Annotated in this window: 19 protein-coding genes; 6 read left to right on the top strand and 13 right to left on the bottom strand. The window is 56.8% G+C overall.

Annotation, left to right across the window (positions count from 1 at the left end; translation table 11 throughout):
* Positions 1-25: 25 nt before the first annotated feature.
* The 7 genes from L1A08_RS09645 to L1A08_RS09615 all read right to left on the bottom strand — a co-directional run bounded on the left by L1A08_RS09645 (position 26) and on the right by L1A08_RS09615 (position 7,769).
* Positions 26-958: an alpha/beta hydrolase gene (locus L1A08_RS09645; RefSeq protein WP_238756130.1), complete on the bottom strand. Its 933-nt coding sequence runs from the start codon at positions 956-958 to the stop codon at positions 26-28.
* 30 nt (positions 959-988) lie between these two features.
* Positions 989-2,323 carry an ArnT family glycosyltransferase gene (locus L1A08_RS09640; RefSeq protein WP_238756129.1) on the bottom strand — a complete coding sequence of 445 codons (1,335 nt, stop codon included), beginning with the start codon at positions 2,321-2,323 and terminating at the stop codon, positions 989-991.
* Between the two features lie 25 nt (positions 2,324-2,348).
* On the bottom strand, positions 2,349-3,554 hold the full coding sequence (locus tag L1A08_RS09635; protein ID WP_238756128.1) for a cofactor-independent phosphoglycerate mutase: 1,206 nt from the start codon (positions 3,552-3,554) through the stop codon (positions 2,349-2,351).
* Positions 3,555-3,709: 155 nt separating this feature from the next.
* On the bottom strand, positions 3,710-5,929 hold the full coding sequence (locus tag L1A08_RS09630; protein ID WP_238756127.1) for a pilus assembly protein TadG-related protein: 2,220 nt from the start codon (positions 5,927-5,929) through the stop codon (positions 3,710-3,712).
* Positions 5,930-5,973: 44 nt separating this feature from the next.
* The gene (locus tag L1A08_RS09625) at positions 5,974-6,474 is read right to left on the bottom strand and encodes a TadE/TadG family type IV pilus assembly protein (RefSeq protein WP_238756126.1); all 501 of its coding nucleotides are present in this window, start codon (positions 6,472-6,474) and stop codon (positions 5,974-5,976) included.
* A 40-nt stretch (positions 6,475-6,514) separates the two neighbouring features.
* On the bottom strand, positions 6,515-6,994 hold the full coding sequence (locus tag L1A08_RS09620) for a TadE/TadG family type IV pilus assembly protein (protein ID WP_238756125.1): 480 nt from the start codon (positions 6,992-6,994) through the stop codon (positions 6,515-6,517).
* Positions 6,995-7,247: 253 nt separating this feature from the next.
* Complete coding sequence (locus tag L1A08_RS09615) at positions 7,248-7,769, bottom strand: methylated-DNA--[protein]-cysteine S-methyltransferase (protein ID WP_238756124.1); 522 nt, start codon at positions 7,767-7,769, stop codon at positions 7,248-7,250.
* A 180-nt stretch (positions 7,770-7,949) separates the two neighbouring features.
* Between L1A08_RS09615 and L1A08_RS09610 the strand changes: the two genes are divergently transcribed.
* Positions 7,950-8,696 (top strand): hypothetical protein, encoded by a 747-nt coding sequence (locus tag L1A08_RS09610; RefSeq protein WP_238756123.1) that lies wholly within the window; start codon positions 7,950-7,952, stop codon positions 8,694-8,696.
* A gap of 16 nt (positions 8,697-8,712) precedes the next feature.
* On the opposite strand, the gene L1A08_RS09605 is transcribed toward L1A08_RS09610, so the two are convergent.
* Positions 8,713-9,306: a LutC/YkgG family protein gene (locus tag L1A08_RS09605; protein ID WP_238756122.1), complete on the bottom strand. Its 594-nt coding sequence runs from the start codon at positions 9,304-9,306 to the stop codon at positions 8,713-8,715.
* Between the two features lie 211 nt (positions 9,307-9,517).
* Here L1A08_RS09605 and L1A08_RS09600 point away from each other — a divergent pair, with 211 nt between their 5' ends.
* The gene (locus L1A08_RS09600; RefSeq protein ID WP_238756121.1) at positions 9,518-10,237 is read left to right on the top strand and encodes an RraA family protein; all 720 of its coding nucleotides are present in this window, start codon (positions 9,518-9,520) and stop codon (positions 10,235-10,237) included.
* A 71-nt stretch (positions 10,238-10,308) separates the two neighbouring features.
* On the opposite strand, the gene L1A08_RS09595 is transcribed toward L1A08_RS09600, so the two are convergent.
* Positions 10,309-11,250 (bottom strand): hypothetical protein, encoded by a 942-nt coding sequence (locus L1A08_RS09595; protein WP_238756120.1) that lies wholly within the window; start codon positions 11,248-11,250, stop codon positions 10,309-10,311.
* Positions 11,247-11,804, bottom strand: a complete 558-nt coding sequence (locus tag L1A08_RS09590; protein WP_238756119.1) for an RNA polymerase sigma factor — start codon at positions 11,802-11,804, stop codon at positions 11,247-11,249. Before L1A08_RS09590 ends, L1A08_RS09595 begins: the two co-directional genes overlap by 4 nt.
* Positions 11,805-12,286: 482 nt before the next feature.
* Between L1A08_RS09590 and L1A08_RS09585 the strand changes: the two genes are divergently transcribed.
* The gene (locus L1A08_RS09585; RefSeq protein WP_238756118.1) at positions 12,287-14,272 is read left to right on the top strand and encodes a hypothetical protein; all 1,986 of its coding nucleotides are present in this window, start codon (positions 12,287-12,289) and stop codon (positions 14,270-14,272) included.
* A gap of 402 nt (positions 14,273-14,674) precedes the next feature.
* Here L1A08_RS09585 and L1A08_RS09580 read toward each other — a convergent pair whose 3' ends face one another.
* Positions 14,675-15,139: a hypothetical protein gene (locus L1A08_RS09580; protein ID WP_238756117.1), complete on the bottom strand. Its 465-nt coding sequence runs from the start codon at positions 15,137-15,139 to the stop codon at positions 14,675-14,677.
* Positions 15,140-15,586: 447 nt separating this feature from the next.
* Between L1A08_RS09580 and L1A08_RS09575 the strand changes: the two genes are divergently transcribed.
* The 3 genes from L1A08_RS09575 to L1A08_RS09565 all read left to right on the top strand — a co-directional run bounded on the left by L1A08_RS09575 (position 15,587) and on the right by L1A08_RS09565 (position 20,022).
* A complete protein-coding gene (locus tag L1A08_RS09575; RefSeq protein ID WP_238756116.1) occupies positions 15,587-17,386 on the top strand; it encodes a c-type cytochrome domain-containing protein in 1,800 nt (599 codons plus the stop codon).
* 58 nt (positions 17,387-17,444) lie between these two features.
* A complete protein-coding gene (locus L1A08_RS09570; RefSeq protein ID WP_238756115.1) occupies positions 17,445-18,671 on the top strand; it encodes a hypothetical protein in 1,227 nt (408 codons plus the stop codon).
* 103 nt (positions 18,672-18,774) lie between these two features.
* Positions 18,775-20,022, top strand: coding sequence for a hypothetical protein (locus L1A08_RS09565; RefSeq protein WP_238756114.1), 1,248 nt, complete (start codon positions 18,775-18,777; stop codon positions 20,020-20,022).
* A gap of 30 nt (positions 20,023-20,052) precedes the next feature.
* Here L1A08_RS09565 and L1A08_RS09560 read toward each other — a convergent pair whose 3' ends face one another.
* Positions 20,053-23,583: a caspase family protein gene (locus L1A08_RS09560; RefSeq protein WP_238756113.1), complete on the bottom strand. Its 3,531-nt coding sequence runs from the start codon at positions 23,581-23,583 to the stop codon at positions 20,053-20,055.
* Positions 23,584-23,706: 123 nt separating this feature from the next.
* Positions 23,707-25,173 carry a hypothetical protein gene (locus L1A08_RS09555; protein ID WP_238756112.1) on the bottom strand — a complete coding sequence of 489 codons (1,467 nt, stop codon included), beginning with the start codon at positions 25,171-25,173 and terminating at the stop codon, positions 23,707-23,709.
* Between the last annotated feature and the right edge of the window lie 37 nt (positions 25,174-25,210).

Below are 25,210 nucleotides of genomic sequence, written 5' to 3'. Positions count from 1 at the left end.
GATTCAAGGCTCGCAAGTCTGCCGGTTATTGCTCCGACTGCTTCGCTTTTGAGTTCGTTTCGACTTCCGCTTTCAGCCAGCCGTTTCGCTTCATCCAGTCAGCACAGCGATTCGGCCAGCTTGTCACCGGTTGATCGGGAACTGGACGCAGTCCGTAGCCGTGCCCGCCGGTGTCGTAAACATGCAGGTCGAAGGCGACGCCGGCCTGCTTCAGTTCGAGAGCCAGCGCAAGACTTCCGGTGACCGAAATGCGATCGTCGAACGCATGGACTATGAACATCTGCGGGCTCGAAGCATTCACGACCAAACCGTCGGCCAGTGTCGCTCCGTCGCCTTCATCCAGATAGGCCGGGTAAATCAGCATGGCCATGTTGGGACGACAATCCCATTTGTCGATATCGTCCTGCGTTTCGTAGTAGCGTTTTTCACCAGCAAGAGCCGCACGAGCGGCCGTATGCCCGCCCGCTGAGAAGCCGAGAACGCCGACTCGATCGGGATTCAGCATCCATTCTTCCGACCGAGAGCGAACCAGGCTGATCGCACGTTGAGCGTCCTGGGCAGCCGCTTCCCATTTGACGTCGCGATTTCGTGTCGGAACCCGATATTTCAGCACAACCGCAGTTACCCCAAGGTTGTTGAGCCATTCCGCAGCTTCAGTTCCTTCCAGATCCCAGGCCAGAATACTAAAGCCGCCGCCCGGACAGATGACGACGGACGTCCCGTTCCGTTTCTCTTGAGGCGGGAGATAGACATGCACTTCTGGTTCGGCCACGTTGGCCAGTTTGATAATCCGTTTGCCGGCGATCAGTCGATCGTTGGGCTTGGTAATATCCTCTTCCGGTCCGACTTCGAGAGGTTCCCCGGGCGGATTGTCCGGCCAGAGTTTGATCACTTCCTGGGCGTGGAGCAGGGCGGGAGAGCAGAACACGAAGCAGAGAATCCAAAGGAATGATCTCATGAGCGACCTTTCGAATCGGGAGTTCTTACATCAGACGGGAGTGGACTTCGCCTTCGCACGGCGATTCAGGCGACAAACAACCAGATCAACAGTGACTCCCGCGAGAAGTGCCAGAGCGGGAATCAACGGAGCCCTCATCCGGGCGTTCGACCAGTAAAACGTGTGCACCACAGCGAGCGTGATGATCATTGCGAGAAGCCAGATCAGGGGCCATGGCTCGCGTTTCAATCGTAAAGAGATCGTAATCCCGGCGATGGCCAGAACGTAGAGGGTGCCATAGAACATCCATAGCCCGAAGAAGACGACTCCCGGCAGAGCGTTCGCTTCTTCCCCTTGAGGAACGGGAGACCAGAGCCGCAATTGCCGAAGCAGACAGGACTGCAGAAACACGCCGGGGTTTTCCGAGATCTCCTGAAAAGCCAGATCGTATTGAGCCTTGTCCCGCTCGAATTCGCCTGTCAGCCCCTGATCGTTCAATTCTTGAGTGAGCCGCCCGTACCACTGCGTCTGGCTGCGAGGATCTTCAACCGGGTAATCGCCCCAGGTCGTCCCGAGCGGCTTCTGCACGACAGCCTCGTAGAAGGTGCTGTTGTTTCCGAGCAGGAGGGTGTACCCGCCGTGAGTGGTCGTCATCTTGAACTGTCCGAGCACCAGCTGATTGCGGAGCCCCCAGGGGAGTACGACCAGAAAAGCGGTCAGTCCGACTACGAACAGATGCCCCAGCAGAAACTTCCAGCTGGCGAACTCCAGATCTTCCTGGCGTCCCGCCTTCCAGAGCAGTCGACCGAGCGCCGCTAGAACAGGAATCACCAGCAGCATCGGCCAGATCGTCGGGCGGCAGAGTGCTGAGACACCAAAACTGAGTCCGGTCAATACAGTGAGCCCAAAGCTTCGGCGACTGTAGAACCAGCAGAGCATTGTCAAACTGAGCAATGCCGTGAAGACGACTTCTGTCATCGCCAGAGAGCTGTAACGAATCAACAGGGGATCGAGAGCGACAATCGTCCCGGCAGCGATGGCTCCCCAGCGGAGTGACATCTCAAATCCGCAGCGGCAGGTCGCCCAGACCGTTACCATGCCGGCCGCTCCGTGGAGAAGGGCAAGGCCCCAGTCGCCCGCGATGCCGCGAAACAGAGCGACCAGAAAGACGTACATCGGCGGACGAAACGCGGTCGGCTCGTCTGTGAACGGGTTGAGAAATCCGGCTCCCTGCCAGATCTTCTCCGCCAGCCCCAGATACAGGTCGCGATCCTGCTGGAGTTCGTCGAACCGCAAAAGAATCATCGCCATGCGCAACGCAAAGGCGATCAACAACAGTAGATAAACCGACCGTTGCAGGAACAAAGACTGTTGCGGAGACGGCACGACGATTTCACCTCACGCCGAAGATTTACTGATGCAGGAAACGATCCATCAGCAGATGACCTTCTTTGAAGGTTTCTCCGTACTCCGCGGCGACTTCGTCATAGGTCGTATTGTCATCCGGCGTGATTCCCTGACCGGTGATTGCGAACGGCACATAGCCGTGGCTGTGTGTCTTGGTTCGCAGGAAGGTCGGGTGGTCGGGCGAGATCAGCAGTCGATAGTCTCCCTGCGACCGCAGGTATTCGTGCAACGGAGCGACAATCTTGTCGTCGATCTCATACAGGGCTTCCAGCTTGGCGTGGCAGTCGCCTTCATGCGAGGCTTCGTCGGTCGCTTCGACATGGACAACGACGAAGTCGGCTCCCCCCTTGAGTGTTTCGATTGCGGCTCGCCCCTTGGCGGCGTAATCAGTGTCGAGATATCCGGTTGCTCCTTCGACTTCGATCACATCCCACCCAATCAGCCGGCCGATTCCGCGAAGCAGATCGACAGCTGTGATAACGGCTCCTGCAACGCCGTATCGTTCGCGGAACGGAACCAGAGCAGGGCGGCTGCCCTGACCCCATAGCCAGACCTGCGTCGCCGGGTATTCGCCTTCGCCCGCACGCCGCTGGTTCCACTCATCTTTGAGGAAGGCGTCTTTGCTCAGATCCATCAATGATCGAAGCAGATCGCTGCCCGGACCGGCGGGCAGAAAATCGACGATTGAACCATCCGTCAGATCGTGCGGAGGATAAGTCATTGTCTCGGCATCAAACGGAGCGGTTCCGTCGGGGCTCCGATAGAGCAGGAGATTCCGGTAGCTGACGCCCGCCCGGAAATCCCAGCGGGGATCCTGTTCGACCAGTTGCCGCATGAGATCAACCAGGTGAGCTCCAAGATCGCTTGGAATTTGCCCGGCGGTGAAACTGGTCATGATCTGGTCAATAATCGTGACCAGATTGCAACGAATCGCCCAGTCGTTGGAGCCCAGTTCAATTCCCTGAGCAGCCGCCTCAAGAGGTGCTCGGCCGGTGTGATATTTCAAGGGATCGTAGCCGAACAGAGACATCGTGCCGACGTCACTGCCGGAGGGCATTGATTCGGGCACATTGTCGGAACGACCGACGATGCCGGACTTCACGACAGCGTCCATGTGAGGCGTGACAGCAGCCTGGAGCGGCGTCTGGCCGTCCAGTGATTCCTGAGGTTCGTCGGCTGCACCATCCGGAATGACGAGTGCGTACTTCATGAAAAATCCTGACAGACTCTTGGGGTCGATTCGTTACGTTCAATGTAACGATCGCTTCGAAGCTCGTCTATCAGGGGCGGCCGTCGTTTCGGGTCTCAAACAAAGCGATCCGCGACAATTGCAGTCGTGGATCGCTGGTCGGATGCGAAATCGGTTTAGGGGTCCGACCGGAGCAGCTTGGCGGGAGGCACGTTGGCGGCAATCTTTGCGAAGGCCTCCAGCATCTGGCTTTCGACCTCGGTGATCGTGGCTCCGCCCGGCACGTTGATCCACTGTCCGTTCCCGGCAAATGCCATGGCTTTCATCAGATCGCGGTCGGCTCCTTTTCCGACACTCATCGTGTGCACGGTATAGTCGTTGTCGATCGCGACCTTCACCTGGTAGAACGCGTACTGCTTATGGCGGTCATAAGTCTTGTAATCGGCGGTCCCGTCTCCGTCGTAATCGGTGAGCGAGTCCCAGTCCCAGTCATTCGGGAGCGACCAGCCAGACGGGCTGCGGTTGGCCTGTCCGTCTGTCATCACCAGCAGCGTCGGCCGGGAGCCTGGTCGCGAGTGATTTTTCAACAGAGCGGTCCCTTCCTCAATGCCGTATCCCAATCCCGTGTAGACGTTGTAGTGCCCGGCCTGCTTCCGCCGCTGGATCACATCGATGCCGGCGTAGTCGTCAGAGATCTCGTCTTGCAGATCGACGAGTGTCGTACCGTTCTCGTCCGTGACGCTCGTCTCGGCTCGTGCGGTCGAATCGTAGGTCACGAGTCCCACATGGTCCCCGAACTCCAGATCGTCCAGAAAATCGAGGAACAGCGACATTCCGTTCTTCATCGCATGAAACGGATAGTGCGGCGTCTTCCACAGATCGGCGGTCTGACTGGATCGCGGTTTCTGAGACAGAAGATAATCGACGAACGTCAGCCCGCCGTATTTCTTCCGATAGCCGGCATCTCTGACCTCGGAATTGGTGCGGACGTAATTGATAAAGGAATCCCAATTACCTGACTGATACGGATAGCTGGTGCTGTCGAGTCCGAAACAGATCTTCACGTTCGTATTGGTATCCGCGAAGTACTGGGGCGGGGTCGAGCCGCCCGGGTTCTCGAAGAGTTCTCCGTAACCGGGACCATCGCCGCTGTGATTGCGCCCCGATTTCACCCAGACGTTGACAATGGCTTTGCCCTCGTTCGATCCTGTTCCAGCAAAGGTCCCGGTGTGACCACTCAACCCGTCGAACTTCTGATGAACACCATCAGTGAACTCCAGCACGACGTTGGAGAGATCTTTCGTCGATTCGACGTACACCGAATTCTCCATGAAGGTCACATCGATATGCGGAATCTTATTCCCTTCAGCGGGTTGTCCTTCGACTGTGACTTCGGACTGCCCGGCAAACACCCACACCGCATAAATCGGTTCGCCGTAGTTCCAGCCCGTGCCGCGCCAGGTACCGGTCATTCCGGAACAGTCCTCGAACGTCTGTTCCCCGTCGTCCTCGAAAATCAACTGAACCTTCTGGATCTCTTTATCAGAGACGATCTCCACCTCGTCATGCTTGAAGGTCACGAAGATCTTGGCTTCGTTGGAGGTCGTCGGATCCGGCCCTTCAACCACCAGCCAGGCGGGCTCGAAAACCATGTCGCCCAGATCAACTGGTTGCAGAGCATCGTAGATCGCTTCCATATTCGACTCGAGAGCGTCGCGGCCGAAGGAATCGAGAGAGCGAAGCTGGCTGTCGTAGTTCATGCTCCCCGAGTAGTCGAGGATCGTGACGATGTCGCGGGCTTCCACGAAAGCAACCGCTGACGCGGAGACAGACGCCGTCTCGGTTCCTCCAACCGGGGCGAAGAACAACTGCAGCATACCGTCCGGCTGATTGACGTCCGGGTTATCGCGACGACATGAAACACCGACAACGTTGTAGGTTGCTCCGTCGGTGTAGGGGGCTTCTCCCCAGGCCACTTCAAACTTCTGCGTGTCCTCGTTAAAGAAACGACGGCCAAACGACACGTCTTTATCCGGATCGATGTAGACACCGTTGAGTGAGGCCACTTTCTCCGCCATCGCCTTGGCTGCCGCAATCGAAACCGAATTGATATCGGAGGCAGCAGATCCACCGCCCACCTGTTCGGTCTCTTCGCCGGCATCATCGATACTGGCGATGATCTCCTGAGCCGCTGCAAGTGCGGCAGCGTCAGCTGCTTTCTGCAGATTGGTTTTGGTCAAGGCAATCACACCGAGATCGACGCTCAGCGCAACGAAGCCAATCGCTCCGACCAGGCAGACGGCCGCGACGACCATAAATGCGCCCCGACGATCCCTGATCAGATCAGGGAGCGGGGACGTGATGGGGACCGGGGAAACGAACTGGGGGATCTTCATGGCCGAACCTCAGAAAGGATGGATTGTTGTCTCAGAGTTGAAATTCAGTCCATTAACGAAATGCGGCCCGCCCGCATCACAATTCGTCCCGATATATTGTGACCGTTCATGAATCCGTGAGGGAACGCGGAGATGGTTTCAAAGGGGATCGTGGCTGCGATCTGGAAGAGCCGCATTTCGTTGTCGGGATCGGCCAGATCGAACGTGGAGCCGTAGTCGTTGTCTTCGGCCGATGTGATCGTGATGGCCATGTCATCGCCGGGATAGCCGCCGGCCTTCAGGAAGTTGCGAATGTCGCGAATCACTTTCTCATTCGGCGTTTCGCCGTCCGCGACGATGTCGACCCAGTCCATCCCCGCCAGACGCCCCGCTTCCCGAAGTGCGGCGTTGATCTGAGAGGAGGCCTCAAGGGCGTTGCCGATCTCTACGGTGCCCAGGATGAGCGTAAGAAAGAGTGGCGCAACGATTGCGAACTCGACTAACGCCGCTCCCCGTCGGTTTTCACCGGGATTTCGAACAGATTTTCGCTTGGAAATGACCTGCATGACCGACTCACATGGCCCGAAGAACGGGACGAAGATGGGATTACTCGTGACGCATCACCGATTGACTGTGCAAGGTCAGATTGTTGACCCAGAACGGGGGAAACAGCGCCACTTCGTCGTAAGGGAGTTCGAGCCGTACGATAAACAGGTGCCGGGTCTCAGCATCCTGCAGCGCAATATCTGGCAGGTTCGTGATATTGAGATTCTCAGTGGGAGCATCCGACGTATCGAAGATGTTCGCGTCTTTAATGAGCACGGTGAGATTGTCCGTTCTCACGGCAGAGGAGACGATCTTCATGGCTTCGCTTGAGACTTCGTCCGTTGTCACTCCGTTCGCGACTCCCATACGAGCGGCTTTCTTTGCGGCCGCCCGAAGAGTCGTCTGCACCATGTAGGCATGTCCGAACTCGATCAGCGCGACCAGAAACAGAGCGAACACCGGAATCGTCACGGCGAACTCAACAGTCGCCGCACCGCGTCGGGTGTTCTTTTCAACAGGTTTTCGGAAGAATCGAGTCATAACATCGCAGGGAAGAGTGGGAACGGAATCAACCTCATCACACTGAAAAAATTAGACTACGAACTTCTGCTGAGTGACGGATTTCCCTGAGAAACTTTGCCGAATCGGAAAATGGTGAGCAGCCGAATTAACCCGCGTTGCCGGACGGAAACGGACGCGAAAGCAATGATGCCCCAAGTCAACACGTTGCGTTTTGGCAACAGTCGTCATGCGGATTTCGAGCCTCAGAAAGACCGCATCTGAGGCAGCCGGTTCAATGACCGGAGAACAGTGTCCGCTGCTCCAGGTCAAGCAGCTGCTGTTTCAGGTCGAGGCCCCGGGGAGCACTGAAACCGGTCAGTCGACCGCTGGATCCGATGACGCGATGGCAGGGGATAATGAGCGGGATGGGATTGCGGGACATAGCGCCGCCGACGGCTCGAGCCGCACCGGGGCGGCCACACCGTGTCGCAATTTGACCATAGCTGGCCGTGCGACCGTAGGCCACCTGCCGAACTCGTTTCAGCACCTGCGTCTGAAACGGCGTGAACGGGGTCAGATCGATCTCGAATCCGGAGAAATCGACGAACTCGCCAGCGGCGTACCGCTGAATCGACTCGCGGCATTCGGCGAACCAGTCCTCGCTCGACGTTGTCGTATCTGAGGCTTTGAGCAGGATCTCATCGCGATCACGCCCGCCGATCAAGACTCGGCGCAGGCAGCGATCCCGGCCGATGATCCCGCACCATCCGAATGTTGTCGGAAAGGCGGAGAGATAGAGTTCCTGATCACTCATCGCATCAGTTCCGGAAGAGAGCGAAGTGTTGCTGGAGAAGGTCTTTGACCGGCCTGTACCGGCCCGATATCATTTTAGGTTGAACGGGCGGCGATTTCACACGGAAGAGACCGCCGCGGCTTTTCCTCCTGATGCGTTCGCAACTTCTGACAACTCCTAACGGCAGCAAGGAATGGCTTCATGACGTCGATGTACGGAAATCTCTGTGATGACTTCTTCATCAACATGAACCTCAACACGGAAATGTCGCTGCCGACGGAGCGGGAAACAGTTCTCCATTTCTTCGAACGCATTCAGAAGGCTTATCCTTCCATGCGGAATTTCTATACGCGGGACAATGGCGATTTCGTGCTCGAAGAGGACAAGGATCAGGAACAGCACCGCTGGATCTCGATCGAACCTCGTCGAATTTGTAGCGGTTGCATGAACCCGCTGACTCCGCAGGCCGCAATGGAACAGCATCAGTTGGTTCTGCAGCTGATTCCGTACATGTTGTCCGTGAGCCCGCTGGATTGCGAGGCGCTCGATTATCTCGTTGGCTTTGATTTCAATTACCAGGGAAATCACAACGCATTGGTCGCTGAAGTGTTTGGCGGCGGTCTTGTCTGTTCATCGCTGAAAGACATTGCCGGGGCAGAGACGCTGAGCTTCGAACCATCGATCACGATTGCTCTGGATGAATCGTGCCGCCGTCAGGCACGGCTCGCCATCGAGACTCGAACGAGTGCCTATCATGTTCGACGGCAGGACTACCCCGAGGAGCCGATCAGCGTTTATTTCACGGTCCGCCAGTACGGCAGCCTTCCGCCGGAAACGTCCTACGAGCAGGTCCTCGCCGAGTTGCAGCAGGAAAGCGACGGGATTCTCCAGGACAACGTGCTCGACAACATTGTGCGTCCACTCGCTCAGGCGATCAGCACGCACTGAACCGGAAGCCTCACGCTCACTCGGTAATGAAGACCGTCATCGAGCGGGCTCCATGAGCACCGATAACGAGTGACTGTTCGATATCGGCCGTCTTCGACGGACCAGAGACAAACACTCCAAACTGGCGAACATCCCACGTCAACCGGTCGTAGGCTTCGTGCATATTGTTGACGATGTCGTCGCGGCGGACCGTCAGCAGAACGTGTTGGGCGATGAACAGCACGACCCGGTCACGCAGGGCCGCTTCATCCAGCCAGACCGCCGCATTCTCGGCGACTCCGATTTGTCCGTGGAAGAGAGCCAGATCGACATCTTCGAACTCGTGTGGCCCCTTGATCGCTGAAACATCGAAGTTCGAAGCCTGCAGATCGGGCACCTGGGAGTAGATCTTGCGAGCGCTGATTTCGTCAATCAGCTTCTGCAACTCCTGCTGAGCGTCCTCCGGACCAGCAACTTCGAACGCTTTCCCACCCACGGTTTCCAAAACCGCGGAGAAATGTTTCACGCGATCTTCGTACTGAATCCAGTCCTTATTCAGGTCGGGCAGGGGAGCCGCGTCGGGCTTGTTCTTCTTCAAAGCTGCGAGGATTTCATCGCGGCTGCTTGTCATAGCTTGGATCTCGTCGTCAGTGCAGAAATGCGTCAATCCGGGGAATTCATTCTCTGTAGCCTAATCCGCTATGCGACTCCGGTAAACCGAGGCCGGTCCAATCAGGCGACGGTAAAAATTCCCGGGGCGGTCGTTACGCAAACCGGCATGCCATTCCTTATGATAGTGGCACCGCTAAATTTCACCGACACCTTTGCCCGGAAAAGCCGCCATGCTCGATGCCAGTCTGCTGCAACGCCTGAAGCAATACGACAGTCCCACAGTCTGCAATGCCGTCGAACTCTGGGATATGCGTCCCCGAACCGCCGGATACATGAATGAAACCATTCAGGCCTGTTTTCCGGGCATGCCGCCCATGGTGGGACTGGCGTTGACCTCAACCTTCCGTTCGGCATTCGCACCCGCTTCCGGCAGTGCCTATTCAAGTCTCTCGGCTCAAGTGGAACTTCTGGAGAAGGCGGAACTTCCTTCGGTTATTGTCTTCCAGGATCTGGACAGTCCCACCGCTGCCGCGACGTTTGGCGAAGTGATGTGTACCACCTACAAAGCGTTCGGAGCAGCCGGGCTGATCACCTCTGGCACCGGCCGCGATCTGGAGCAGGTCGAAGATCTCGAATTTCCGGTCTTCACCTCGGGAGCTCAGGCGGCTCACGGCTACTGCCACATTATCGATCTCAACATCCCGGTCACCGTGGGCGGGATCACGGTTCGTCCCGATGAGCTGATTCACGCCGACTGCAATGGCGTCTCGACGATTCCCCTCGAGATCGCGAGCGAAGTCCCTGAAGTTTGTGCCGAAATTATGCGGGCCGAGCAGATTGTTCTGGACTACGTGAAATCGCCGAATCCGACGGCAAAAGGCTTTGACGACGCGCGAGTCGCCTGTGGGGCGGAGATTGCCAAGCTCGCCAAACGCCTGAAGGGCAAATAAATTCCCGCGGAAACGAGAACGGGCTGGACCAGTCGAAAGACTGTCCCAGCCCGTTTTGCATTCGCGAACGATCAGGCGACTTCCGTCGCTTTCATTCGCAGGGCGTTGATCAGTCGATTGATCGTCTCATCGGCTTCCTCACGCACGGCGAGCACGTTATCAGATTCGACAGCGGCATGATGCGTCTCGATTTTCTCCGCCCACGTCCGGCAGCGTTCCCGCAGCCATTCGCGATCTTCAGGAGCCAATGCGACATGCGGAGCTTCGAGCAGAGTCTCGCAGCCGTGACGGAACTGAGCCAGTCGCACCTTCAAATCCTCAGCCGATTCCGGTCGCTTGTTGAACCACGCCGACGCCATTTCAGCCAGCTGATTCAGATACTGCGACGGCGTCTGTGAATCATCAAAACCGGCGGGATTATCAAATCCCCAGGTTGAGGCGATCATCGTCGAGTCGGCTTCCGCAGTCTGCTTCGGCGGATCCTCTTCGACGACCTGATTCACCGGCGGCAAATCTGGTGCTCGATACCAGACACCTGCCGAGACCACGATGACCAGCGTCGCCACGGCGACAATCCAGCTGGCATAGTTCCGCGAAGAGGATGCGGATTTGACCGGCTCGAGGAGAACGGGGGCCGACTTCGGTTCGGATTTCCGGCTCGCTTTCTCAACCTGCTGTGGGGCGGGTGCGTCCGACTCCAGCAGACGTTGCCAGTAACGTCCTCCATGGATGAGCACGAGTTCCTGCAATTCGAGCAGCAGGGCCGGGCAGGTCAGCAGGGCGGCGCATTGTTCGTAATCGAGGACTCGCAAACCCGATTCGAGCACGGCATCACGTCGACCGCTTAGTATCTCATCGAGCGAATCGACATCGAAATCGGGCGGATTGAGATCTTCGGCCACATAATCGAGTTCGGCCACGAGTTGAGCGAGATGCAGATCGACCAGTTGGCGATCCAGCCAGGTCGCGAGCTCCTGCCGCGTATCCGGAATGTTCAGAATCTGAATGGTCATGAGGCACCTCGATCGAGTTTTCTGCGAACACAGTCCCGCAACTTGCGAATTGCAAAGTGCCGCAACTTATAAATCCGCGGCTTGCTGACGGATTCAAGCTCCGGGGCTTCTTCATCCCCATCGAGCACCGCGACCTCCTTATCGAGAAGGCGCTTCTTACAATCCGACAGAGCCCGCATTTCCTCCGCTGCAACCAGATGGCTGAGGGGATTGGAACCACGGTGGCAGCTCGTTTCCATCGGCTGACTGTCCAGGCTGGACGCGTTCTCGCCTCGCCGTCGATGTAGATCGACCGCCAGGTTTCGCGCTGTCTGGCAGAGCAGGGCCATGACGTGCTGTCCGTTGTATTTCCCCTCACGGAGCTTGGGCAGAATCTTCAGCCAGACCTGTTGCGCCAGGTCGAGCCCTCGAGATGCATCACTTCGTGCACAGCAATAGGCCATTAATGGCCGCTGGTAGCGTCGCACGAGTTCCGACTCACTGGTGGAGTCTCCCTTCGCGATCGCGACCACGATGTCGTCGTCGGAAATCTGATCCAAGGCACGAATGTTCATAACGCCTATTTTTGTAGGTTTTCGGCGATTTTTCAACTCCCGTGCCCAGAGCCGGCCCGCATCGGATTTCGAAAAGACTTGTGACATCATCAAAGCTCAACTTAAGAATCTGCCCGAGGTTGCGAGAGATTGGCCACTCCGCAACATTCGGCCCCACGGGAGAAACGAACACGCGGGCGATTTCTTCCCCCGGTTTCTAGGTAGATTTCCAGAGTCGATTAGCCTGCCCGATCGGCTGCCAATCCAGGCAAGATAGGCAGACCCTGCCATTCCTGACGACCGCGTCGGTTATACGCATTGAGATCAGGATGATTGCCATAGAGATTGTGCCGGAACTTGCCGAAATAACGATTGACGGAGTTACAGACGGTAACTTCGCGTCCGGAGAGAATCTGGAAGCACGGAATAGCGGACAACCAGGGCAGGGAACACCGCTGGTCACCGAGTGATTCAGCAGTGAGACGGGGCGGGAGAGTCAGTTCATGAGTGTCAACGTGCGTATCATAGCGATCCTCTTGCTCGCGCTCGTCTGCGATTCCGCTCGGGGTCAATACGGGCCTTCCATGACGCCGCCCCCACCGGGCTATCCTACGCCCACTGCTCCGGGGGGCGGATACCCGATGTTCTACGATCCCGGCTACGGTCAGCCCGGCATGGCACCGCCGGCACCATTTCCACCCGGACCGTATGCGCCGGAATACTGGCCGGATGCGAACACGCCGGGCTATCTCTACCGATCCTCGCCAAATCTGCAGTCGAGTCCGCAGACGCAGCCCCGGTCGCCACAATCGCAAACACCGCGAAGCGACGATCAGCGTTCGACCACCGACGATCGCGACGAAGACGACGATGATGACGAAACAGGGACTGCGAACATCAACGATCTGCAGGACCAGAACAGTCAGTTCAACGGCCAGAACAACAACAATACCAATAATAACAATTCGAACCTGCAGACCGCTCAGGGACCTTCGGCTCAGTCGACAGCTCGTCCCAACATGATCGGGGACTACCGCGAGTCGCCGTTCTTCTACACGAACGGTTTTAATGACGTCACGCTGCCGCAGCAGGGGATCGTCCGACTCGACTTCAGTCAGAACACCAACCCCGTTCCGCAGGATCGCGTTTACCTCAACTACCATCACTATCGCAACGCGTTCGGTGCCCAGGCCGGGGTGATTGGCAACGATCGACTCTTCTTCGGGACAATCGAACCGGCGGGCGGCGTGGCGGACTCGATTCTGATCGACAGCATCAGCCGGGATGAGTACAACGAAATTCTCGACTTCGTGATGGGGGACGAGTCAGCTCTGGCTCAGGAACTCTCTTTGATCTTCGGCTTCGATGTCTTCGATCCCAATGCCTTTCTCGACTCCGATTCGCTGGTCGCTGACGGATTCGATTCGGCCAACCTCGACATCTTCTATCTCGGTTTCGAAAAGACCTTCGCCAATGAACGAGCGTCTTTCGAAATCCGCTTGCCGGTTCTTTCCGCTCCGAACCAGGATCTCGATGCTCGCGAAGGCAACCTGCAGAGCCTGAACGGATACAACATCGAGATGGGCAACATGTCGCTGTTGCTCAAGACACTGCTCATGCAGGACTATACGGGAACCTTCACCGTCTCCGGCGGTTTCGGTCTGACAATTCCGACCGGACCCGACTTCCGGATTCGCGACTCAAACGTCCTGATTCCCGACCAGAACAACGTCGGCGATGCAACCGCTCTCGCGAACCTCGGAGCGACACCGCCAAACTTCATTTTCGCCCCGAGCGACTACATCGTTGCCGGCGGCCCGACCGGTCGACTGATCAGCCTCCCTGGTAACGACATCACCGTTCGCAACGAAGCCGTCCTTCTGACACCGTTTCTGGCATTCTCCCAGCAGTTGAATCGCAAGCTGTTCACTCAGCTTTACTTTCAGGGTGACTTCGTTGTCAGTGAGAACACGCTGAGTCAGCCGGATGGCACGACGGCGAAGATCAAGCAGCAGGACACGCTCAAGATCGACTACCAGATGATGTACTGGTTCTTCCGCAAGCCGGATCTGGTGGGATCGCAAGCGTACTACATGAACGGAATGCGGACCGAGCGGGTTGAAGGGTGTCACTTTAAAGGGCTGGCTGGTCTGCTCGAATTCCACGGCACGACGGCCCTGATTGACCCTGATACCGCTGGATCAGAAGAACTGCTCAACGACCCGCGATTCATTTCCGGATCCTACGATCTGGAATTGGAGGGTCAGAACTACACAGGCCAGGATGTTGATCTCAAAACCGATCGCTTCTTCTCCAGCAGCAACAACAATCGCCGCCTCCGTTCGCTGAACATCACGAGTGGTTTCCAGGCCGATTTTGCTGATGGCGGAACGCTGACGCTGGCCGTTGCCGTGCCGCTCGTTCAGCAGACCAAGGGAGTCAATCTGTTCGATCACGAACTGATCATGCAATACAACTTCTACTATTAATAAAAGTCACCCGCCGAGCTCTTTTCCAGAGCTCAGTCTGTCCTCGACTGAACGAAACCAGGTGCCATGGCCACGCGACTTCGCGTGGCCATGTTGCGTTTGAGAGAGTCAGGCTCGGGCATTCGACATCTGCGATCGTCACTGCTCCTGCGCGCAGCCGCTCCCGGAATGTCCGCAGTCTTTGCCATTATCGGATGACGAAGTCGTACCAGGCCGTTTCATGGCGATGCTTCACGACCGCCCCATGCGTCGCCGGGCGGACGACGCGGTGATCGGACGCTGTCTTACCCTTTTCCGGCAGTAGGGCTTTCCTCCCCGATTCGTCGAACTGCACAGGGCGCATGCAAAAAGGCCATCGAACCGAGTCGATGGCCTTTGCGAGAATCAAAGTTTGATTCGCGATTACTTCTCTTCGCCCTTCGGGATGTCGTTGGGGAGAGGCTCGATCGAGATGTCGTCTTCGGCTTCAGGAATCTGTGGCATCTTGCTCGGTTCCGGGAAGGCGTCTTCAGGAATGTCTTCCAGGTTTTCCTTGCGATCATCGTCCTTCAGCAGGGAGTAATGAGCGCCTTCTTTGCCTTCCAGATCGAAGCGACCCCAGTACTTGCGCTGATACGGGTTGTAGTAGTACACGTATCGCGGACGGCTCGGATAGTGGATGCAGTAGTGGTAGCGGTAGCCGGTGTAGGTCGGCTGCGGCTTGTAGTAGTACGAGCGGACGTAGTAACGCTGTTGCGGCTTGTAGGACCAGCCGCCGTAGTACTGACGGTAGCCGTCGAAGGCACTGGCTTCGTTCACAGAGGCCCCGGCTGCCGCCACAACGGCGATTCCAAGAGCCAACACAAGATGTTTCGTTGCACGTGTCATGATTCTGATCCTTTACCTGTTTCGACTGAGTTATTGAGAGGCTTCTACACCAGGTCGGTGCCGAGGACACCATCAGAACGGCTCTCGCGGAGGCATCTTCCAGTGAGTTTCGCAAAATTCCGGAGAATTCTCCGATTCGCGAACGCGGCCGTCCCCGATCGAATCTGGAACCCGCTTTCTCATGTGTATCGTGTGCGAACGGAATAATCAATCTTTTACTGAACGGGAGACAGGGCTTTTTAAATGTCGTTCTGCCCGGCGGCGATAGAGGGAGAAATCCATTTCAATGAAATGTCCACAAACTCCCGGAAATGAACGGAAGAATTCGGGAAGTCTCCCGTTCCTCAAGAAAATGCATATTGACAATTGGGTTCCACCCCAAAGGTCTGTTAAATTGAAGCATAAGACTTCGATGGACGGTGATTCACCTTGACGAGGACGGAAATAATGAGCGGATTTACGCGAAAACCATATTACCGGCTCGTTCTGCTGGGACTGGCCTGCCTGGCAGCTTCTCCTGTCATGGCCGATGATGACGAGGATCTCGCCAAAGAAGCCTTCGCGGTCTTCAAGGCCAAATGCTATGTCTGCCACGGCGGTGAAGAGACTTATTCCGGCCTGCGAATTCTGGACGGCGAAGTCCTCTTCGCCAATCGAACTGGCAAGCCGTTTGTCGCCAGGGGAGATCTCTCCAGTTCCAAAATCTGGGAGGTCGTTCAGGACGACAACATGCCGGTCTCTCCTGATGACTATGTCACGCCGGTGCCATTGAGCGAAGCCGAGAAAGCCACGATCAAAAAGTGGATCGAAGGCGGAGCCCCGCTGCCGCAATCCGGGAGTCAGCGGGAATTTATTTCCCGAATCCAAGTGCTCGAATGGATTGACGACGATACCCGTCGGCTCGACCGGCGCGATAAACCGAATCGCAAATATCTGTCACTGGTCAATCTCCACAATAACCCGAATGTCACCGACTATAACCTTCGGCTTTACCGAGCCGCCCTGTCGAAAGCTCTCAACAGTTTGAGCCTGTCCGATCAGATTGAGGTTCCGGAAGCCATCGACGAATACGGAACCGTTTTCCGTATCGATCTGGACGACTACGGCTGGACCATCGAAAAGTGGTCGACCATGCTCGACAACTACCCGTACGGTTTCTCACCGGACTCCCGCCAGGACGATGAACTCGAACTCTTCCGCCTGCTCGAACAGAATCTGGGAGCGAATTTCGATCGCTTCCCGACGATTCGTGCCGACTGGTTCATCGCTCGAGCCACCCGTCCAGAAATCTATCACATGTTCTTGGACATTCCCGACACCGTCACCGAACTGGAACGACGACTCGGCGTCGACCGAGAAGATGATCTGGAGGACGGAGATTTCGTCCGGGGCGGTGTCCTCGTGAGTGGTATTTCCAGCCAGAATCGAATTCTCGATCGACACAGTTCGAACTTCGGATCCTATTGGATCAGCTACGATTTCTCTGTCGAAGCAGGGCGGGGGAACATCTCTCGATTCCCACTCGGCCCCGAGCATAATGATGAAACCCTGAACCGCTTCGCCTTCAAGCACGATGGAGGAGAGATCGTGTTTCGACTGCCCAACGGCCTGCAGGGATACATGTTGACCGACGGAGAAGGGAACCGCATCGACAAAGGACCGACGAACATCGTCGCCGATAACTCCCGAGTCTCGGGAACCACCGAGATCATCAATGGCCTGTCCTGCATTACCTGTCACAAACACGGGATGAAGCCGTTCGACGATGTCGTCAGCTTTACCCATGGCGTGCGGGACCCAGAGGTGGTCGAGATGATCGAAACCGTTTACGACGTCGACGAGATTCAGAAGCATCTCCGTCGCGACCAGGCCGAACATCTCGTGCTGTTGAAACGGACGATCGGTCCTTTCCTGCAGATCGAGGAAGACAAGGACACGCCGATCGAGAAGTTCCCTGAACCGATTTCGCTGGTCGCCCGCGAGTATGATCAGAATATGACGGCTACGGAAATGGCCTGCGAACTGGGATTGAAATCGACGGACGAACTTCGCCTGAACGATCCGGATATGATCGATCTGGGACTGGGCCTGCTTCGCGACGAGTTTAAAGACCGTCCCGCGGACCTGGTCTACAAGCGAGCCATGTTCGATACGCTCGTGGATGGACAGTCAGTCTTCCATGAAGTCATCCGCGAACTCGGAATCGGCGTCCCGATCCGCCGCAGCGGAGGACTGACGTCCGAGTAATTCCATACGGAACACATCAAACTTTCAGAGATCAATTCCAAAAGAAAAGGGCTAAGTCATGTTCTCATCGAGTATTCAAAAAATCTGGCATCTGCCCTGGCAGTTCGCTCTTGCAGCAGCCGTTCTCGTTGTGATCCCCCAGGCTTCTCAGGCGCAGCGAACAACTAAGGAAGCCTGTGAAGAGATCGCCGGCCAGGTCGCCAAGGCACTCGAGAATCGCAAAATCAGCTCTCTGAATGTGATGGCTTTCGATGGCATCGCCGCCGGACCACAGATTCAAACGACGATCCGTCAGGTGATTTCCGAGAAGCATGCCATCGACACAAAAGACGACACGGGCTACGCCCTCAGAGGCTTGTGCCGGGCCTTCGCTGATGACTCACTGAAGTACAACATCACCGCGACGTTGCTGGATCAGAACTTTAATCCGGTCGATGAGTTCTACATTGGCAACGCCAAGGGCGATGAGAAATCGAGCTCGATTAACGTTACGGTCGACGCCCGGTCCGATGTCGTCAAAGCGACCGGGACCAACGTCGACAATACCCGGGAACTCAAGTCCGGCGGCGCCCGGGGTGACACGGAATCGAAGATCGACAAGAAGATCGTTGATTCCTACGAAGAGCAGAACTCGGGCGGAGCGAAATCAACGGACGTCCATATCGACAGCAAATATGGCGTGTCGCCGTCACGCGACAGCTTTTACTCCGTCAAGCTCCTGGTGAAGAAGCAGGGGAAGCTCCTGGAGAAGGAGGCCTACGAGCATAAAGGTAAGCCATTCGTCGATTTCGACTTTGGCGACGTAATGGGCATCCGGATCTACAACAACTCCAAGGATATCGTGGTTGTCGATGCCTCCATCGACGGCATCTCCGTGTTCGAGTTTTCGGAGATCCCGGCCTTTCGTCAACTGCAGCTATTCTCCATCTCGCCAGGACGACACCTCGATATTGTCGGCTGGCACAAAACCAACCGGGAAGTCTATGAGTTCCTGGTCTCGGATGTCGAAAACAGTCAGGCCGCCAAGCTGAAACGGGATCGTAATAGCGTGGGTGTTGTCAGCGTGCTCTTCTACCCCGCCTGGGACAGCCCCGGTAACGAACCGGACTACCTGCTGACCAAGAAGGGCGGCGGTCAGAATGCCGGGGTCGACAAAGGGGACCTCGCCGATGATAACAAGAAGGAACGAGCCCTCTACTTCGACAAGAATTCGCTGCTGGCTTCGGTTGCGATTCGTTACGACGTGATCGTAGATCACAAAGATGCCGAATTGCCGGTAAAATAGCATCGACATTTTTGATCGCTCACTCTGAAGGCTTCCCGTAGTTATGCGGGAAGCCTTTTTAAACGCCCCGCTTGTCACTCGTCCCATCTGAAAGGGACCACCGATGTCGACTTTTCGAGCCGCTGCGGGTAGCCGGTTCCCGCGACTTTCGACGTTACCATTCACGACATTTCTCTTGATCTCAGCGATCTTTTACACAGACCAGACCGCTCAAGGTACAGAGAAAGAATTAACAACGACCAGAGAAGCGTGCCAGCAAATCGCAGCCGAGGTCGCTGTGGCCTTGAACCGAATGGGAGTCGACTCTCTTCAGGTGATGGCATTCGAAGGCGTGGCTGCCGGCCCTCGCATTCAACAGACCATCCGCGAGATGCTTGCGGAACGAAACATTGATACCAAGGTTGAAACCGGCTTCTCCCTCCGTGGAGAATGCACTCCGTTTCGAGATAACGTTCTGAAATACAACATCGTCGCGACGCTCCGTCGGCCCGGTCCAAACGGGCAGCCGATTCCGGTCGATGAATTTCAGGTCCGGAATGCTCTGGGAGAGGAAACGACGTCGAGTTCGTTGAGTGTGGTGGTCGACTCACGCGCCGACGTCATCAAGGCCACCGGAACGAATACGGACAACACCGAAGAATTGGGCCGGGGGTCGACCAGGGCCGCAATCGATGCTGAACTCGTCGAATCTTTTGACGAGCAGAACACCAACGAGGGTATCGAAAGCGGTGTAAAAATCGATCCGAAACACGGTGTCTTTCCCGAGAAGGACAGCAGGTTCTCCGTTCAACTGCTGTTGAAGCAACGTGGCAGTTTTATCGAGAAGGAGGCGTACCTGCATCGAGGGAAGCCTTTCGTGAATTTCGACTTCGGCGACGTAATCGGGATTCGCATCCACAATCGCTCGAAAGAAATTGTCGTGATTGACGTAGCCGTCGATGGTTTTTCGACCTTCGAATTCTCAAAGCGTGAACCTCAACTCTATGCCGTTCGTCCAGGAAAACATCTCGACATCAAAGGCTGGTACAGGACCAACAGAAAGGTCAGTGAATTTCTGATCGCCGATGTGGAAAGCAGCTCGGCTGCGAAAACGAACAGAAATCTGAGCAATATCGGCGTCATCTCGGTTCTGGTCTATCCCGCCTGGGAGGATCCCGCGCGACAGCCAGAATATCTGATCACGAAGAGAGGAGATGATGGCAAACAGAACGCGGCGATGAAGGAGGGCGAAATTGCCGACGACAATAAGACGGACGTCGAGCTCTACTACGACCTCGAAACGCTGCTGGCTTCCATCGCTATTCGCTACGACGTTCTCGTCGATCAGAAGGGGACCAGGCTCCCCCGGTAATCAGGCAGCCCTACGGACAACAGGCTGAACTCAGTTCTCCCGGCTCCCAGCCGTTTCGGAATCCAGGGCGTCTGGACGGAACAGCGGAAACGCGAACCGCTGGTTCTCAAGCGTACGGCTGCTGGCGAAGTTGGGGATCTGCTCGTTCGCGGAGAATTTTGGGAGACCATCCATGATGTAAGGAATCATTTCCGGCCACTCGACATCCCCTTTGTGGAGGTCCCGGTTCGGATCAAATCCATCCGACTTTCGGGCGGCTTCAAGAATGAAGTACGTCAGAAACCCGTGCCCCAGCGCCTGCTGTTCGTTGGCCAGTTCCTGCTCGTCACTTGTCGCCGAGAGAACGAAGTACTCCTTCATCGAAGCATCGTTCGCAAACTCCCTCACGCTCGACCGTGTGATCGTTCGATGGCTGTGGCAGGTATCAAGCAGGAAGATCACCGGTGCCTGCAAATCCCCGAACTTTTCGAAATCCCGCCAGTGAATTCCCAGTTCGACCAGTTCCTGTGTCCGGTTAGTCACGTTCTCGGTAACGAACACAAAGTGTTCTCCGTTCTTGTCACCATGACCGCCCAGGAAGACGAAAATGAGATCGCGGGCACTGTTGTCCCTTGAACGGTTCCGACGGATCTCCGATCTAAGTTCGTCAATCACCTTCTGGACGCTTCTGCTCGTCGCCGACTTGTTGAACAACCGGGTAACGATCCCAAGTTCGTAATGCGGCGAGGGCTGACGGAACAACTGTTCGATGCTGGTGGCGTCCGTGATTGGAAATCGCAGCGGCGGGTAATAGCCATCGGCGTCGTACTCCTGACATGCCAGCAGCACAAGATGAATCCGATACTTCGGATTGTGTTCCACATCGGGAGCGAACACGACGTTCCCGGTCGCATGGACCCGGTTATCAATCGCCCCCGTCTCATCACGAATCAACCCTTTGAGCCGAAAACGCGAAATCTGACTGCAGTCTTCTGGCGGAAGATTATTCCAGATGATTCGCCGTCCATAAGCAGTCCGCACGGACTGATCGGGCTCGACCACCGGAACTCCATCCAGATCGGCTCTCCACTCGTTGATCTCATAGCCCCCTCGTCCAGGTTCGTAGATGTCGGCGACCACCCGGAGAGGCTCATCGAAATCGATCTGTTCGCCGAGATAGGGCTGACGAAGGCGAACTTCAGGAAGCCGGGCGATCTCGTCGAGTAACTGACTGCTTCCATTCTCGACGCGAGGTTCGCCAATGACATCGAATGCGCCATTCGTGCTTCGCTCCCGCAGGAGTTCGTCGAAGAACTCGCCCTCGCTTTTATCGAAATTCATTCGCAGCTGAGCCGCCTTCACGATCTTCGGCGGACGCCCCGGACCCCGATTCACGAGGAAGTGAATCAGTTCATCTCCCTCGAACGGAGAGGACTTGAAGAAGCCCTCCGGCGTGTAGGACACCCAGTGCAGATTCTGGTCGACGAACAGGGTCGCGATCGGTTCCCAGGCCGGCGTAATGCGGCGTTCAAGCACTTCCTGTCCGCGCTGCCAGCGCACGTACAAATCTTCCCAGGGCTCGTGACGTCGGAGCAGAGAAATCATTCTGCGGGCTTCCACCTCTTCCCGACCGACCGATGCCGAACTCAGCATCGTAATCTCATCGCCGGCTTGCAGATCCCGGCCAGCAGCGATCCCTCCATCTGTAACTTCACCCACCTGCAGCCGATTACCGACGAGTTCGAACTCTCCCCCCCAAACGAGATCCTGCTCGGGCTGCCCCGAACCGATGTTGGCCAGAGACCAGAACTTCAATGTCTGATCCCGACTGGACGAAGCGAGCAGGCGGCCATCCTTCGAGCAGGCAACCGCAAGGACATCGTCCTGATGGTCCCGGAAGTAGCGGACAATCGTCGCATCTTCATTAGGGCGTTGCGGCAACCGATAAACATACACGCCGTGGCTTTCGCGACATCCCAGAGCGATGGCGACTGGTTCATTCGACTCGGCCTCGGGTGGGGCAGGGATCCAGCAATAATCCTCAACCAGTCCCTGGTCACGACGATCGAGAACAATTCGCGTCTTCAGGCTCCGCCGGCGATTCACCAAATCGATTGTCGAAACGCCGGTCGCGTCCTCGGCATCCTGAATCGTGTATTCCCAACCGCCGCTGTCTTTTGTGGCCTCCGTTTCGGCGAGATCCCGTTCTTCGGGATCGCCAGGACTCAGTTTCCCAAACGGCGTGAGCGCCAACTGAAGTAAGCGACCGTCATCATTGGAGAGCAAAATCGAATAGTTCTTCCGGTCGATATCGAATTCTCGCATCTGCGAAAAGACAATGTCCGTAAACAGCTGATCCCGCTTGTCGACATCCACCCGGTATAACTCGTTCTCGAGCAGATCGTCCGCCCCGGCTTCCCGGGCCGCCTCCAGATCGAACAGGTGAAAAATGCCGGGGAGACCGTGTTGGGACACCAGAAACCGCCCGTCTGGAGAGAGTCGACAACGAGGGATATCGGCCTGCTCGCTGCCATCGAACTGCCCCACTCTTCGTGGCTCCTCGCGGCCGACATCCCAGAGTTCCAGGGCAGGGCCCTCGCTCAGATTCGCGATCGCCAGCCACTGGCCGTCACTCGAAAGACTCAGGTCGGACGCGATCCAGTCATCACGAACGACTCCAAGAGAGTAGACTTCCTCCGCCCCCTGAAAGAGCTCAACATCGCCATCAGCGAAGGCAACGCACCAGAGGCCTTCCGTGGACGGGTTGGAGATCGCAGCCACGTCTGCCGGACGCGACTCCTTCAGGTCAAACTTCACTTGTGCGGGGGTGTCTCTGGCCCGGATCTCAAAAACGTCCTCATCGCCGATCACGAAATAGTCATCGGTGATAAATCGCACAGGAGCGAGACGACTGCGAAAATTCGGGACGGCATCACGGACAATTGTCGAGTCCCAGCGTGGGGCTTCCCAGAGCCGAATCTCGCCATCTTCGCTGACACTCAGTAAAGCGCTGCCGTCGGGTGAGAACGACATGCCGATGAGCCGCTGACGATGACCATTCGAAGCATCGGCGACACGCTCGGGAGGGAGAGACTGTTCCACTTCGCCCAGCCGTCTGTCGATGAGAATGACATCACCGCCCTGGCGGGCACTGTATCCGCCAATCGCAATGTGCTCGGCCGATCCATCCAGAGCATAGATTGCTCCGCGATGCCCGCGAGAGATCTCCCAGGGAATCGAACGAATCTGGAACAACCGCAGCCGGCCTGGTTCGTCGTCGTCTTGAACAGGATCTCGCTTCAACGACCAGGCTTCGACCGATTTATCGACGCCGGCGGTATAAAGAACGTTGCCATCGGGCGAGAACGCGAAGCCGTGCGTCAGTCCCGACGGTCCTCGTTTATCGAGCACGAATCGAGGCGGCCCTCCCGGCATCTCCGGTTGTGGAACAAGAGCTCCGCGCTCAGCTGGCGGCTCATCGCCGTAAGCACCGGCGATGAGAAAAGAATAGAGAAGCGTACTGGTCAGCACTCCCAGAACAAGGCTGGGGCTGAACTGGAAATATCGTCGTGCGCGGTTCATCGGAGACTCTCCCCAGCTGCAATTCACTTGCGAAGGTAGGAGTCTTGATCGTACAGGCCAGCAGCCGAAAAGGCTATCAGAATCTGAAAGCGGTGTCCCAGGACGATTCATTGACCATATCGCCTACTGGGGAACGTTTGTCGGATTCTGGTTTCCCGGGGGAAGAGAACCTGGTGGGGATAGGTCTCCCTGCGGCGGCAGCCCACCCGGCGGTCCCCCGGACTGCGGTGGACCATCCGATGGGGGCGGCCCGTTTGGCGGTGGTCCGGGGCGGCCTTGCAAATCGCTTGCGGGGGGAACGGATTCAGGAACAGGTCCGCCAGCACGCGGAGAAGTAGAGTCCTCATTGATGACTGACAAAACGTAGTCCTGATCAAACTGCGAAAGCTGATTGAGTGGAACTTGAAAATAGAGCAGGCGATTGTTGGAGACCTGAGCATATCCGCGCATCGATTCGATCGCATCGAGATAGAGCTGATCCTCTTCACAGAATGCATTCCGAGGGATATCGATCCAGGAGAGATCGTGTCCCGGGATGCTGGCTTCGCCGACACGAACCATAACGACGCCAGGCTGCTGCGGACTGGCGGGAGCTTCTTCGTAGAAGACCCAGAACTTCCCCCGGAAGGGAGCGATCTGCCGACCATCAACCGGTTCGACAACGTTCCAGTCCCGAGCGATCAATCCGATCACCACTCGATTACCCGGCTTCACGCCACCAATCTCTCCGCGAATCAGTGGTTCATCGTCCGGCCCCATCCAATCGCGCACTGCGGGAAATCCGGGTGGAGCATTCACGGGCACAGTCGGAGCTTCTTCTGGCGGAACCGGCATCGCGCCCGGCGAAACCGGAGGACTGTCCGCACTCGCCACGGCTTGAGGGGACGTTGCGGTTCCCGACGGAGCAGGGGAACCCGGGAAGTCGTTCCGATCGGCTCGCGGCTGATCGAGAACAAACTTCTGATCCTCCTGCCGCAATTCGTCGATACGAACCGTAATCTTCTGGCCGTCCGTCGCCTGAACCACGACTGTCTCGCCATCGAAACTTGAGACGATCCCGTTAGCAACCACACGTCCGGTTGAACTAAGGAATCGATGAGACTTACTCGCCTGCGCAGAAGCAACGTCATCAGTCGAAACCTTGGCCAGTCGATCGACAGCATCGGCTTTGGTCGCCGGCTTTTCAGCAGCGGTGGCCGAATTCGTCGCCGGGGCAGGGGAGTCAACTGGAGCAGAGGAGTCTGCCTGTGCCGTTTCCGCTTCGGCTTTTGCTTTCTCGTTCGCTGTTTCCGCCGCATCGGCAACGTCTTCAGCAGGCGAGTCCTCTCGATCGTTTAAGACCGTGACCGCATAGCCGAACAGTCCACCGGCCATCAGCAGCAAAAGCGCTCCCACAATAAGACTCGTCGTTCCGATTGAAGACGACTGCGCAACCGGCTGCGCCGCAACGACCCGGGCAGCTTTGGGCATCTTTACGAGCATCTGCCGACCACACGCTCCGCATTGCAGCCGCATGTTCGGCTCAAGACCGGGCGGGCGTTTCAACTCAGCCCCGCAATTCTTGCAGATAATCGATTTCGGATGGCTCACAACGATCTTCTCCTTCCGCTCCGGCAGCTAATTCTGG

Origin of the sequence: Rubinisphaera margarita, from assembly GCF_022267515.1 — a bacterium.
GTDB lineage: Bacteria > Planctomycetota > Planctomycetia > Planctomycetales > Planctomycetaceae > Rubinisphaera > Rubinisphaera margarita.
Note: the sequence above shows the minus strand (reverse complement) of the source record. Positions and strands in the feature narration are given on the sequence as shown.